Source organism: Okeania sp. SIO2C9, assembly GCF_010672455.1.
GTDB lineage: Bacteria > Cyanobacteriota > Cyanobacteriia > Cyanobacteriales > Microcoleaceae > Okeania.
Genome location: NZ_JAAHGO010000090.1, coordinates 17,316 through 31,822, shown reverse-complemented (window position 1 = coordinate 31,822; position 14,507 = coordinate 17,316). Strand labels below are relative to the sequence as shown.

General features: G+C 37.3%; 11 protein-coding genes. 4 read left to right on the top strand and 7 right to left on the bottom strand.

What is annotated here, in order from left to right; translation table 11 throughout:
- A partial coding sequence (locus F6K23_RS34995) for a non-ribosomal peptide synthetase (RefSeq protein WP_293165035.1) occupies positions 1-1,906 on the top strand: 1,906 nt, incomplete at its 5' end.
- A 227-nt stretch (positions 1,907-2,133) separates the two neighbouring features.
- Here F6K23_RS34995 and F6K23_RS34990 read toward each other — a convergent pair.
- Entirely contained in the window at positions 2,134-2,682 is a 549-nt protein-coding gene (locus F6K23_RS34990) for a transposase (RefSeq protein ID WP_293165033.1), read from the bottom strand.
- A gap of 34 nt (positions 2,683-2,716) precedes the next feature.
- Complete coding sequence (locus tag F6K23_RS34985) at positions 2,717-3,421, bottom strand: transposase (protein ID WP_293165032.1); 705 nt, start codon at positions 3,419-3,421, stop codon at positions 2,717-2,719.
- Positions 3,422-3,479: 58 nt separating this feature from the next.
- Between F6K23_RS34985 and tnpA the strand changes: the two genes are divergently transcribed.
- Positions 3,480-3,905 carry an IS200/IS605 family transposase gene (tnpA, locus tag F6K23_RS34980; RefSeq protein ID WP_293165039.1) on the top strand — a complete coding sequence of 142 codons (426 nt, stop codon included), beginning with the start codon at positions 3,480-3,482 and terminating at the stop codon, positions 3,903-3,905.
- A gap of 488 nt (positions 3,906-4,393) precedes the next feature.
- Here the strand turns inward: tnpA and F6K23_RS34975 are convergent, their stop codons facing one another.
- Together F6K23_RS34975 and F6K23_RS34970 are read right to left on the bottom strand one after the other, a co-directional pair.
- Entirely contained in the window at positions 4,394-5,539 is a 1,146-nt protein-coding gene (locus F6K23_RS34975) for an extracellular solute-binding protein (protein WP_293165030.1), read from the bottom strand.
- Positions 5,536-6,102 (bottom strand): phycobiliprotein lyase, encoded by a 567-nt coding sequence (locus F6K23_RS34970; RefSeq protein WP_293165028.1) that lies wholly within the window; start codon positions 6,100-6,102, stop codon positions 5,536-5,538. Before F6K23_RS34970 ends, F6K23_RS34975 begins: the two co-directional genes overlap by 4 nt.
- 554 nt (positions 6,103-6,656) lie before the next feature.
- Between F6K23_RS34970 and F6K23_RS42445 the strand changes: the two genes are divergently transcribed.
- Positions 6,657-7,037: a helix-turn-helix domain-containing protein gene (locus tag F6K23_RS42445; protein WP_367267907.1), complete on the top strand. Its 381-nt coding sequence runs from the start codon at positions 6,657-6,659 to the stop codon at positions 7,035-7,037.
- Between the two features lie 2 nt (positions 7,038-7,039).
- The gene (locus tag F6K23_RS34965) at positions 7,040-7,849 is read left to right on the top strand and encodes an RNA-guided endonuclease InsQ/TnpB family protein (protein WP_367267906.1); all 810 of its coding nucleotides are present in this window, start codon (positions 7,040-7,042) and stop codon (positions 7,847-7,849) included.
- Between the two features lie 168 nt (positions 7,850-8,017).
- Here the strand turns inward: F6K23_RS34965 and F6K23_RS34960 are convergent, their stop codons facing one another.
- From F6K23_RS34960 to F6K23_RS34950, 3 genes are all read right to left on the bottom strand, one after another.
- Positions 8,018-9,157, bottom strand: coding sequence for an ABC transporter ATP-binding protein (locus tag F6K23_RS34960; RefSeq protein ID WP_293165026.1), 1,140 nt, complete (start codon positions 9,155-9,157; stop codon positions 8,018-8,020).
- 1,042 nt (positions 9,158-10,199) lie between these two features.
- Complete coding sequence (locus tag F6K23_RS34955) at positions 10,200-11,210, bottom strand: patatin-like phospholipase family protein (RefSeq protein WP_293165037.1); 1,011 nt, start codon at positions 11,208-11,210, stop codon at positions 10,200-10,202.
- A 1,783-nt stretch (positions 11,211-12,993) separates the two neighbouring features.
- Positions 12,994-14,070: a PotD/PotF family extracellular solute-binding protein gene (locus tag F6K23_RS34950; RefSeq protein ID WP_293165024.1), complete on the bottom strand. Its 1,077-nt coding sequence runs from the start codon at positions 14,068-14,070 to the stop codon at positions 12,994-12,996.
- Positions 14,071-14,507: the final 437 nt, after the last annotated feature.

The window sequence follows — 14,507 nt, the reverse complement described above, 5'->3', positions numbered from 1 at the left end:
GTTTGTAGCTCTCAAAGAAAAACATCCAGAAATAACTCATGTACAGATACGTTTACAGAGGGGAAGGGAAAACAATGAACTGACCAAATATCGCTATAGCGTGCTGTTGCACATAGAGGCACAACCAACATCAGTAATAGAACCGACTGTAGAAAGTGGAGCAGGTATGAGTTATGAGGAGATAGAAACATATCTGCAGCAAAAGCAGCCAGAATCAATATGCTTTAGTGGTTTAGTAAATGGCAGAGTGGCTAATGATGTAGAGTTGGTAGATTTGCTATCACAGCCAGAATCAAAACAGAATGTACAGCAGTTGAGGCAAAAGTTAGAGTCAAAGCAAGTCAAGAGCATTGACCCAGAGAGGTTATATGAACTAAGTTCGTATTTAGGGTATAATTTAGAATTGTGTTGGTCTGCACAAGGTAGTCCAGAATTGATGGATGGGGTATTTGTGCGCAGTGAGTTAGCAAAAGAGGGAATGGTGTTAACACCGCTGACTCAAAAATCAGTGTTAGCGGGTAACTGGCATAATTATGGGAATAATCCCTTGAGTTCCCAGTTCAGAAAGCAACTGATACCGCAGTTGAGAGAATATCTGGAGTCCAGGTTGCCAGAGTATATGGTGCCATCGGGATATGTAATGTTGTCGCAATTACCACTGACACCGAATGGTAAGGTAGATCGCAAGGCATTGCCCGCACCGGATCATACCAGTAGTCTGTCAACGGAGTATGTGGCTCCTGAGACTACAACCGAGAAAGCCTTAGCACAAATTTGGGCAGAAGTGCTGGGAATAGAACAGGTAGGTATACACAACAACTTCTTTGATCTTGGTGGTCATTCCCTGATTGCTGTCCGGCTGATGTCTCAGATTGAAAAGCAGTTTGGCAAAAATCTACCCCTAGCAACCCTATTCCAAGCTCCAACAATCGAACAACTTGCCCATATTCTCCAGTCAACAGATTCCTCTTCCTGGTCTGCCCTTGTAACTATTCAACCTCATGGTTCCAAGCCACCTTTATTTTTGCTACCTGGAGGTGGAGGTAACGTCATTTACTATTCTAACTTAGCTCGCCATCTTAGTTCAGACCAACCCTGCTATGCTTTGCAAGCCGTTGGTCTTGATGGAGAATCAGAGCCTTTCACACGAGTTGAGGACATAGCTGCCTACAACATTAAAGAAATACAATCAATTCAGCCTCAAGGTCCCTATTTTTTAGGAGGTCATTCTTTCGGTGGTAAGGTCGCTTGTGAAATGGCTCAACAGTTACAAAAACAGGGACAGGAGGTGGCTCTCTTAGCTATTCTAGACACTAATGCACCAGTTCCTGAAGAAGAGCATGTAAATCTGATGGAGGGTTTGAACGATGCTGTTTGGCTGACTCTCATCAGCGATCTCCTAAGTACTATATTGGGGAAGGATCTCATGTTGGGCAAAGATATGGAAGCATACTACGAAGCACTCGAACAACTCACTCCCGATGAGCAATTCAACTACATCTACAAGAACTTCCAAGAACTCAATATTTTTCCTTCTGGATTTGGCATCAAGCAACTTCGTGGTTATCTGGGAGTAATGAAGACAAATTTCCAGAGTTCTTATTTTCCAAAAGAAATTTACCCTACTAAAATTGCTTTGTTTCGCAGTGGAATTGATACCAATAGCAGCTCAAACAAAACAAAAAGTCAGATTTTTCTCGAGAAAATGACAGGTAAAATGGTCTCTGAATCTCTTCCTGAAAATGTGAGTGCTCCGGATTGGGGATGGAGTGCATTTTCTGCTGAACCTGTAGAGATTTATTGGGTTCCTGGTACTCATGTCTCGATGGCAGCTGAACCTCACGTTCAGGTTTTAGTCCAAAAGCTGATGGCTTGCATTGAACAAGCACAAGTGAAAGGCAAATAATATCAAATCTGGTTAAACAGTTATAGATTGGTTAAGTAGTTAGGAGTCAACCCACCCCTCGCCCCTCCCCCTCCCAGGAGGGGAACTCAGGTAGGGTAGCCGTCGGTAGGGCGACGTACAGGAGGAGAGATAATCACTTTGATGAGCGTAGTTATGACGATTGGGGAATTTTGATGTCTCTAGGGGTTAAAACACCCTAGATTCTAAGCGGATGTGATGGGTGCGGGCTAAAGCCACGCAACGCACTGCTTACGATACTTTTTAGTTAGAGAATCTAACTTATGTCGTTGTGGAAGCATCAAAACTTCCCTACAAACCTTGGCTAGATTTATTTCTAGCTGTGTTGCTACTTTTCTCAAAATGTTGGCTGCCCCGTTGCAGTCTGCATTAATTAATTGTCCTGTTGCTGAACTATACAAGCCCCGATTTACACGCTTTCCTGATGCTTCCCACCTTTCGGGTTTTTCACCAAATGTCGGCAGAAAATCATCATCTAAAAAACTAGCTTTACTTGTGTAACTTTCCTCAGTCTCTATAAACTTAACTCCATATTGTTCGCACAATTGAGCTATTCTAGCTTTTAACTTAGCTGTTGGGATTTGCACAAAGTTTTGGTTATTCTTGGAACCGATATTAATTCCGTCTTTGATACCTTTGTTCCAACCAAATATGACGGTACTTATTTGATGCTCTAAGCACCAGTTAATGACAAACCTAGCTGCTTTATTCACATTGTCACGCATTTGGCGGTTACGCTTTTCGGTTATAGCAGCCAATTTTTCATCCCAGTAATATCCTGCTTTGCCTTGCTTAATCTTGGCTAGTTGCTTGTTGTACCATTGCCATACGAGATTTTACCTTCCTGCCATCAACTATAAAAGCCTTACCTACATTACTTACACAGGTTAACCAGTTATTGACTCCTGGGTCAATACCTAAGACATTTTCTGCTATGGGTTGAGCTTGGTCTGGTTCTGGTTGTTTATAGGCAAATTCTAGATAAAAACAGTTATTTCTGGGTACAAACCTAAATTCTTTAATCTGTTTCAAGTCTAGATTACTTGGCATTGGCAATAGGAAATGGTCAATGCCAAACCATGCCTTTACCTGATTACCTAATGGAAATTTTAGCATTCCATTGACTAGCTTAACCCAACGCGCAGGATAGCTAACAACTGCCAAACCTCCTTTTTTACGGTACTTTGGTGGTCTCGGTTTCTCTGTTAACTCACCATTTTTATACATGGAGGCTAACTTAGCATAGGAGTTAAAAGACTCAATCACTGAGTGCAAAGTTTGTTGGGCACAAGCAGACCTCATGGCTTTAAAATGTGGATTACTTTTAAGCTGAAAATCTAATTCAGCTTTAGTTAAAAACTTCCCTGCTTTGAACAGCATTTGTCGGCAATAGTAAATCCCACAATTTGTTAATTTATTGGCCTCAGTACAAATATATTCCAGGACTGCTATAATTTCTGGCGTGCTATTAACTAGATGTTGCTTACATCCATACATTTGATTTACCTCCTGTAGATATAATAGTACTACTAAACATATTATGTCTACAGATTTGATGTTTGCGCAGCATTCCGTAGGAAAGAAAAAACCAGATGAATATAGAAGAAATCCCCACTCAGTTACATTAATCAACTACCACTTTGTCTTTTGTCCAAAACGGAGAAAAGCTGTACTCATAGGTCAAGTCAAACAAAGGTTACAAGAGATAATTTTTGAGTTATGCACTGAACATGACTGGCGGTTAATCGCACTAGAAATCATGCCAGACCACGTACACCTGTTTTTAGAGGTTGACCCAACTTTTGCACCCTCTGTAATTATCAAGCGAGTCAAAGGTAGAGCCTCTCATCACTTGAGAAAAGAATTTCCCAGATTGCTGAAATTGCCTACTCTGTGGACACCAAGCTTTTTCTGTGCAACTACTGGTAATGCTTCAACAGAAACTATTAGGAAATACATCGAAAACCAAACCGGAAAGTAACACCGGGTTAAAACCCGCGTGTCGTTATTCAACCAGGGGATAAATCACCCTGGCTAACTTCCTCCCGTCGTTTTTTTAGGTTTTATCTCCAATCAAAGGGATTTGATGTAATATCAAATCCGGTAGCATCGGTGTTATTCAGTATTAAAGAACTGTAGGGGCGAATGGCCATTCGCCCTTACACATTGTATGACGATCAATAGAATTATATTACTCCGAAGCCAACGGATTTGATGTAATATCGCTAGAGGGCTTTGTTATACCAATTTAAAAAAAGAATGTTACGAATAATAAGAGCAATTAAAATACTTCATAGGAGATGCTTCATGGATTAAAAAGATAAATTCAGACCTAAAAACTGCCATTAAAGCCATTCCCATACGACTCCTGACTCCTGACTTCCCCTCCTGGGAGGGGGAGGGGCGAGGGGTGGGTTTACTCCTAAGAAATACCCTAGCTATTTGTAGCAAACATTTATCAATTTGGTATTACCTTTCCACAGGTTGACGAATTTCTCGCCATAATTGCTTATATTGTTGAATAGTACTATCTGCCAGTGGATAGAGAAAATCACTTTTTTCTAGAATATCTTCTGGAGGCAATAGCAAAGAATTATCTTTAATTTCTGAAGTCAATTCAGTTGGATTTATCCCGGGTATAATTGGAGAGGTAGTCTGAGTTATCAGAGACATTTGTTCTGCTATCTGAGGTTCCCAACAAAAATCAATCCATTTTTCTGTTAAGGAAGTCTCAACAGTAGCAGCAGGTTTTACCCATAAATTAGACCATAAAGCTGTACCAGATTTAGGTATTACTGCAGCAATATCTTTCCGTGTTTTAACCAATGGTAAAATATCGTTAGACCAACCAACAGCTAACCAAGTATCTCCAGTAATTAGAGATTGTAAATAATTATTGGAAGCGTAATATTTAACTTGTTGGTTTAGTTTAACCAGTTCCGATTTTAAATTTTCAACTTTACTAAGATTTTTAACATTATAAGATTTACCCAATTTTTTCAGAGTTAAACCAATAACTTCCCTAGGTTGATCTAACAAAGAAAATCGATGGCGTAACTCCTCTGTCCATAGATCGCTCCAGTCTGTAGGTTGCCATCCCAAAGTTTTAAATTTATCAACTCGATAAGCAATTAATGTTGTGCCCCACTGATAAGGTGCTGCCCAAATTTTTCCTTCGGGGTCTGCATAACCTTGATTATTACGCTTAACTAACTTTTGCCATTTTTCTGGCAATTTATTCCAATTTTGTAAAGCTTCAGAATTAAGAGGTTGAATTAGTTCTTGTTTAATGGCATTTGCTAACCAATAATCTCCTAAAGTAACGAGATTAGCAATATTTATATTTTTTATTTGTTCTGCAGATGATTTTTGCTTTTCTAATAAAATTTTCCTCTGCCAACTTTGCAGCAGAGAAAATAATTCTGTTAAATTTTCTTGAGGATTAAAGTTTAATTTAGGCTGAGATGTTAATTCCCTCTTAAACTTTGACACCATTTGAGCAGGAATAGTGTTTTTTAACAGTTGAATGTTTAAATCTCCCTGACCTTCACATCCTGCTAAAAATTCAGCTAAAGTTATTGCTGTAGCTCCGATTAAAAAATTCCGTCGCTTCACTTTTTCTGATTATTTAATATACGCTTTTCTAGATATTGACCAATCATTTTTTGTTCGCCCGCACGGGAAATAATAGTTTGCCGTGTCCGGTATTTATGGCCGATTTGTTTAATTTCTTCCTCAAATACAGACCCATTGTACTCTGTTCTGAGACATAATGTGTTAGGGTCAGATAGATGATATCCAGCTACGATGGGGTTACTTGTGGCAAAACCGCGATCGCGATACAACATTAAGCCTTGAACTCCGAATATTGTTGAGCCTTCAGATTGTTTCTTACCTGATACAGAATCTTGACTAAGCCAACTGACTAATGAACCACAAATCATAGCTGTTTCAGGATTATGTAGTTTATGGAGTTTGGCTAATTCTGTAAGTTCTGGACTTCCTAGATCGAGAAATTTAATTGTTAAATGACTGACAATTTCTTGGGTATTTCCTTCGGGTAAAGTATAATAACGTCTTTCTGAATGCCATTGACCTTCGGAGCGTTGAAAATATTCAGTAATTCTTGAATCTGCAACTTCTAATACTTGTGTGGTACTCTTTACGCCTAATTCCATTTAATTTTATCCTCTGGTTTTTATATATCAAACTAACTGTGATTTGTCAAGAGTTTTGTTTAATTTGTTACTCCTATTAATATATCCTGTTTTTTTTAATAGTTTCCGGACTGGCCATCTTGTTGATGCTTAGTTTGACAGGAGGGGCTGATTTGTGCGGATGGGTAGCTGTACAAGAGAATGGGTGAAACAAAATGGCTGAAGTTAAGTCTGGGCAAGGTTTTTAGTTTTTTGGAGAAGTATAGGCGATCGTCGCAATTGAGTAAATGCTTATTTGGCAAGGATTTGGGCTGTTTTTTTTGTTGTCTATTGTGTAGCTGTGGCTGGAAATGCTAGATTTATAGGTTTACCTCGCAAATGTACCTTGAAAATTAAATATGGCCAGGGTTCTAAAATCCTGCTGTTGCAATTTGTCTAAATCCCTATTATGGATTGAAACATGGAGCAGCAATTTACCAAAAAATTGGGTTTAAAGCCTCGCCCATAAGCGGGCGACTTTTTGGTTGTTTTTTTTTAATAAATATGTTATCATACTGTTAGTTTAAATAGGAATTATGAAAGCTAGATTTAAGTATCGCATATATCCAACAACGGGGCAAAAACACCAATTAGCCAAGCTATTTGGTTGTGTCCGTGTAGTTTGGAATGATAGTCTAGCTTGCTGCCAAGAAAAGCATACTTCAGGAGAAAAGAAACCCATTAATTCTGAGCTGCAAAAGCTTTTTATTACTCAAGCCAAAAAAACTGAAAATAGAGAGTGGTTGTCAGAAGTTTCTGCTATACCATTACAGCAATCTTTAAATGATTTAAACCAGGCTTATCAAAACTTTTTCAAATCGACTAAAGGTCAGAGAAAAGGTAAACCTGTTAAACCTCCGAAATTTAAAAGTAGAAAGTCAAAGCAAACTGCTAGGTTTACATGCATGAGGATTTAAAGTTGGTCAACACAAAGTTTAGAAGCGCCAAGATAGGAAAGCTGAAAATAGTCTGGTCAAGAGAGTTGCCTGCTGCTCCATCATCAGTAACAGTAATTAAAGATTCAGCTCATAGATATTTCTTGAGCTTTGTAGTAGAAATACAACCAGAAACCTTACCTCAAACTGATAATTCAGTAGGTATAGATTTAGGTATTAAAACTTTTGCTACATTTAGCGATGGTACAAAAGTTGATGCTCCTAAACCACTCAAGAAACGAATTAATAAGTTAAGAAAGTTAAGTAAGTCATTATCTCATAAAACTAAAGGCTCTAAAAGGTATGAAAAAGCACGGGTTAGAGTTGCTAAGTTCCATGCAAAACTGAAAGATACAAGAACTGATTTTCTGCATAAATTATCCACTGAAATAATTCGTGAAAACCAAACAATTGTTTTAGAGGACTTGAATGTTTCTGGTATGGTAAAAAACCGTAAATTATCCAGAGCTATATCCGATTTAGGATGGAGAACTTTCAGAACATTCCTAGAAGGAAAAGCAGAAAAATATGGTCGCGATTTCAGAGTAATTAATCGTTGGGAACCAACATCTCAAACTTGCTCTAGCTGTGGATTCAAAGGTGGCAAGTTAGACCTTCAAGTACGAGAATGGGAGTGCCTAAACTGTGGCAGCAAACACGATAGAGACGAAAACGCAGCGATAAATATATTAGTCGCTCCTTGGGCATTCGGAGACAAAAAAGCGCACCGAACCCGCGCCGCCGAAAGGCGCAAGGGAACGCGGAGCAAGAAACGGACGTGGAGGCAAGTGTAAGACTACCGCCTACGGTAGCAGCAGCCTGTGAGACGTCAACCCGCCGAGGAGTTACGGCTCGCTAGGAATCCCCGTGCCTTTAGGCCGGGGAGGATGTCAAACAAAAATCTACAACAAAGTTGCAATTTGTGTAAATCCCGATTAGGGATTGAAACTTCAACTAAAATGCTAATTTTTTCCCAGCTTCAACCTTTCTTTTTCTGATAAATTTTCTTCCAGTATACTAATATTTTCCACAGGAATATTAACTTTAACTGCCTCACCAATAGCGTATTGATTGAGATGAAAAGGATTAATATTTTGTCTGCGGATAACTATCTTAGTTTTGTCAGTTAAACGCACAACATAACGAGTATCCGTACCAATATAAACAATATTTTCTACTATCGCTGAAAAATCTGCTTCTTCTGTATAAGTTGATGGGTAAATTTCTATTTTTTCCGGTCTGACAACTAAGGTAATAATTGTATCTATTGGCAGACGATTGACAGAGGGTATTAATAAAGGCAAATCTTCATCTACTAACACCAAACTTTTATCCTCTTGATGTGCAGTTATTCGCCCAGTTAAAAAGTTACTTTCCCCGATAAACTCAGCCACAAAACGAGTTTTTGGTTGTTCATAAATCTCCACCGGAGTTCCCACTTGTAAAACTTCTCCTTGGTGCATAACTGCTATCCGGTCAGACATAGTTAAAGCTTCTTCTTGGTCGTGAGTAACATAGATAAATGTAATGCCTAACCTTTGCTGCATTTGCTTTAATTCTAACTGCATTTCTTTGCGTAATTTCAAGTCTAAAGCACCCAAAGGTTCATCAAATAATAGCACTTCTGGTTGTTTAATTAATGCTCTTGCTAAGGCAACTCTTTGTTGTTGCCCACCAGATAATTGTCGGGGATAACGCTTTTCCATATCTGTTAATTTTACTTGAGTTAAAGTATCAGTTACCCGACGATTTATTTCTGGGCGCGGGAGATTTTCCATTTCTAATCCAAAGGCAATATTTTCTGCCACTGTTAGATGGGGAAATAAAGCATAATTCTGAAAAACTGTATTGACTGGGCGATGAAATGGCGGACTATTTCCCATTAGTTTGCCTTGAATATAAATTTCTCCTGATGTGGGTACTTCAAAACCAGCTATCATTCTTAATGTCGTAGTTTTACCACACCCAGAAGGACCTAGTATGGAAAAAAATTCTGATTTTTCTATCTGGAGATTGATGTTATTTACAGCGATAAATTTTTTTTGATTTTGACTTTTGAAGACTTTGGAAATGTTGATGAGTTTGACGGTCTGAGATAGCATATTATTATGATTAATTCCAGTTTGATAAATATTTGCTACAAATAGGTAGGTTGTTTCTTAGGAGTCAGGAGTCAGGAGTCAGAATAAATGGCTTCGATATTATTTTTTAGATCGGAACTTATCTTTTATTTATAGTCAAAGGGACATCTATTTTCAACAATTAATTATTAATTATTAATTATTAATTATTAATTATTACCTCTCCTTGAAAAGACAGGGCTATTTCATTCTAAAGTGTGCCAGTTTATGTATTGACAAAACCACGTTATTTCAAGCTCTAGGAAATTTATCTTTCGCCGTCTGAAAATCAATAAATTCATTGCCAAAATCTAGAATGAAATGACCCTGTTGAAAAGAAGAGGATTGACTGAAAGGAAAAATTTTTCTCTCTTGGTCGATTGGATATGGCGAGGAGACCCGCTCTTGACAGAGCCACTCCGAATTGCGCCATCCCACCCTCCGGGAAGCTCCGAAGAGAGAACTCCGTTCCGAGATACGCGTTTCGCGTCAGCGTTGCGTTACGCCAGTTTTGCGAAGCAAAAGCAAACGACCGCTTGTTTCTTCTTTAAAGGAGAGGATTTTTACCTTAATTATTCTGTAAAGTCTTTGTAATTACCCAAATAATTCATAACATTCTTTTTTGAAAATGGTATAACCATTGAAACATATATAGAAATATATATCAGGGATAATCCCTATTTTTGCCAGCCAATAAATGCCAATTAATATTTTCAGAAAGTCTGATATTTTTCAAGCATTTAAAATGATACTGTATAATATTTTGGCAGTCCTGCAAGGGTAATGGTATTGATTGAACTAAGGACAAATTACCTAATAATGTCAGCTGTTATTACTTCAGCTCCAATTAAAAGAAAGAGGATGTATTTTGGTTTTTTTCCTACTCACAGTTTTTTCCACTCCAGTTGTCCCTTGTTCCTCTACTCCCTTTACTATTACTATGCACCACTACCAATTTTTTTTGTTCGCTCTACCTACAGAAGTTAGTTTTATCTAGACCAAAGATCTACAGATTTATCATTTACTAATTAATATGAATAAAACGAGCGATCGCTTCTTTAACTAAGGGATAATTTACTTGATATTCTAAGTCTAAATAAGCAACTTTTCCTTGCTCAATAAATGCTTCTGTAACTCTAATTAGTTGATTAATATGAGCTTCTCTAGCATCATCTATCGCTTCACTTACTTCTTCATTTATATAAGAGTTAATTACCTTTTGCTGATCTGTTCCTTGCTGAAAAACATTATTTAATTCAAACTGTAAACGTAAGTAACCTTCAGGATTCTTTGTAGACATAATTTGTTCTGCTACAAGGTTATTAGCTGAAGACTGAGAATTCATCAATATATTAATTAGTTTGATTGCCCATTCAGCTAGTCCCCATTCTACTATTTGCTTATAACTGTATGGCTGACTATTTTCACCTGTGCCAATGGAAATTATCGAAATATCTTCTAGTTTATGACCTAGTTTAATTGCATGGGTTATTGCTACTAATGTGGGATTATTTGCTGCTATTCCTCCATCTATATGTGGTAGACTCAAATCTCCATTTTTCAATTCATAAGCTGGAAAATAAGTAGGAGCTGATGAAGAACTAGTACAAATTTCCCACAGAGGGAGATTGTCATACCAAATCGTCTGTATAGGTATTTCTGGATGAGAATTTACAAAAATAGTCGGAGATTCCAAAAACATATTGTAAGCCACAATTAATAAGTTTATTTCACTAATTTCCTCAAGTATAATTGCTGTTCCATCTTGTGGTAAAAAGTATTTTTTCAAGACTTTAATTAAGCCTTCATTGGAAAACTTAGGAGCAGAAATTCCATATTTCAAAATTAAGGGTAATCTTTTGGGCGACAAGCAACTTTGGTATGGAAAAATATTGATTCCTTCTTCCTGATATAGTTTGAGAATATTAGCGCTGTCTGTTCCTGTAGCAACTAGCGCTGCGATAATTGAGCCAGTGGAAGTACCAGCTACTAAGTCAAAATATTCATGTAAAGATTGACCTTTTTGTTCTTTAATTTGTTTTTAAATTTATATCATAATTCGTGCTGCAATTACTCCACGAATTCCACCACCATCTAAACTAAGGATTTTGAAAGTCATTATAGTTTTGCCTTCATAAATATAATTATTTAACTACTCAATTATATCATTGCTATATAATTCCCAAGAAGCGTGAGGTACAAAATTCCTTTTTTTTAGGGAGTAGGGGTTCAATAATTAATAATTAATAATTAATAATTAACAATTACCTCTTCTTTTCAAGGAGAGGATTGACGCGGAGCATGAAAATTTTTTCTTCTCTTGGTCGATGGTCGGCCAGCGAGGAGACTTGCTCTTGAAAGAGCCGCTCCGAATTGCGCCATCCCACCCTACGGGAAGCTCCGAAGAGAGAACTCCGTTCCGCTGACGCGAAACGCGACAGCGTTGCGAAGCAAACGACCGCTGTCTTGGTTGATTGGATATGGCGAGGGGACTTCGCCATCCCTCAACCGCTTTTTTCTCCTTTAAAGGAGAAGTTTTAAACCTTAATTATTAGGTAAAGATTAATATTGAACTGTACCTCACCATCTTAAAAAGTGCTGTAAAATTAGTCGAAAAATTGTTGTTACTGTATCTTATCAACTTGAAATACTCTGTATAATTAAAGCAGGGTTTAGTACCAAATTTTTGCTCATAACAGAACTGGAACATAGAGAAAGTTATTTGACACTTCCACCGTCATTTCAGTTATCAGTTATCAGTTATCAGTACCTCTGCAATAAGGAGGCTTGAAATACGGAATTATCTTTTTTTTATCCTCTTAAAAGAGGAGGCGTAACTACCCAAATTTTTCGGTCAAATCAAAGATGATAACGGGGGATTTTTGTTTTGCTAGTGTAACGCTACGCGAACACAAATTTGTAGCAATAAATAGATAGGTTAGGACATAGATTGTTAACGAAGTCAGAAGTCAGAAGTCAGTAGGGGCGAATGGCCATTCGCCCGTACAGAAGTTATTTTTGTATAGCAGAAGAAAGAAGGAAGAAGGAAGAAGGAAGAAGGAAAAGTATTACCTTGTCTGAGTTTTAAGTTTTTGATCTGTCCTAACCTTTGCTTCGACTGTTGTAACGGGGATTTAAGCCTCCCTCCAAAAATATTTCGCCTTAAAAAGCGGGGTTTTAGATCCAATTATTTTGATAATAATTTTGTAAGCATTCAGCTATTAGCGGTCAGCTATTCTTAGGCCATGTTGCACAAACAGACTTTTAATTAATGAAGCAAGTATTAGTTTAATTTCTACTACATTCTTAACCTAGAGATTCGTACTCTGAAGCTTTGATAAAATTGCTTTTTTCTTATTTAAAGGTAATAAAGCTGATAGCTGATAGCTGACTGTTGTTTGCGCAGCATTCCGCAGGAAATGCTTACATAATTTTTAGACAGGGAAATTTTTTTCCTACTTTTCCCTGTTCCCTGTTCCCTATTCCCTATTCCCTCTTCCCTGCTTAATATAAATCTCTCTTTCAACAATTAATAATGAATAATGAATAATGAATAATTACCTCTCTATGAATTGAAGAGGATTGACAAATTCATGAAAATTTTTTTTTCACAGGAGTCGATTGGATATGGCGAGGAGACCCGCTCTTATCAGAGCCGCTCCGCTGTTAGCGTTTGCGGTAGCATTCCGGAACGGAAAGCTTTGCGGTAGCAAACGCCATCCCATCCTAACGGACTGCTCCGCAAACGACCGCTTATTATCCCCTTAAAAGGGGAGGCGCATACCCACAATTTTTCGGTAAAATTGGGCTAAAAATTACTAATTACCAACTCCTAATTTAACTTCTGTCCAAGCTTGATCGTATAGAGTTGTTGCTTGACCAAGGTCTTGAATATAATCAAGCTTTGCAAATAATTCTGGTGGGGGATAAATGGCAGGATTATTCAAATCGGCAGCTTCGATTAAACCTCGATCTTTTGCGGTTTGGTTTGGGGTAGCGTACTTAATGAAATTTGAAATTTTTGCCCCTATTTCTGGTTCGAGAATGAAGTTGATAAATTTTTCTGCAAGCTCTTTATTATTACTTCCTTTAAGAATAACCATATTATCAGTTAAGAGAATACTTCCTTCTTTGGGAATAGCGTAACGAAGGTTGGGATTTTCTTTCATAATCTGGAAAATATCCCCACTCCATTCACAGGTTAAATCTACTTCTCCTTGGTCTAATAAATTTTGACCAGTGTCAGGCGCAAAAGCAGCGATCGCCTCTTTATTTTTAATCAGAAAATCTCTAGCTTCATTAATTTCTTTCGGGTTAGTTGTATTCGAGTCATAACCAAGGGAAATTAAGGCAATTGCAAAACTACTTCGCATATCATCTAATAGAGCAACTCTGCCTTTAAATTTAGGGTCAAACATAGTTGACCAACTATTAATTTCACCTTCAGTAGCTTTGATGTTATAGCCTATTCCCATTGTGCCCCATTGGTAAGCCATACTATATTTATTTTCTGGGTCGTAAGGAGGATTAATAAATTTATCATTGAGATTTTTCATATTAGGAATATTTTCCTGATTCAGTTCTTCTAGCAATCCTTCAGACACCATAATTTCCACCATATAATCAGCGGGAAAAGCTACATCATAACCAGGATTTCCTGGCTTAATTTTGGCATAGAGGTCTTCATTACTTTCATAAGTATCGTATTGAATTTTGACATTAAATTTATTTTCAAATTCAGTAATTACTTCAGGAGCAATATATGTTGACCAATTATAAATACTCAGGACATTATTATTGCTAATCTCTGGAGCATTAGGACTATTATTACTACAACCAATTGGTAAAATTACAGCCATAGTAAATAGCAGCAGAAAAGTAATCAGTTTTTTCATATTTACAGATATTTATTTAATCATTTTAGGTGTTTTTTTGATTCCCTAATTTGTAAGGATTCAACTATTATACCAATTCCCAAAAGTAACGTTATACTTGAGTAACACTTCAGTTATTAAGTAATTAACACAAGTTGAATAACTTTTTTTTACTAATTTTAGCTTGCGTTAATGTTAATTATTCTTATTTTTACTTCTCCCTCACTTCCCTACTCCCCTACTCCCCTACTCCCCTGCTCAATAAAATATAGAAAATTTTTTGAGAAATGGTATTAGTATTGAGCACTTCCTTTCCCACGGAGATGCTTTGCAAACGGAATTATATGCAAACAGCAATTAATAATCAATAATTACTTTTGAGGTTTGAAAAGGGAACTTTGGCAGTAATTTTTTATCTCATGTTCCTCCTCCGGGGGAGCTACCAATTGCGGACGGGT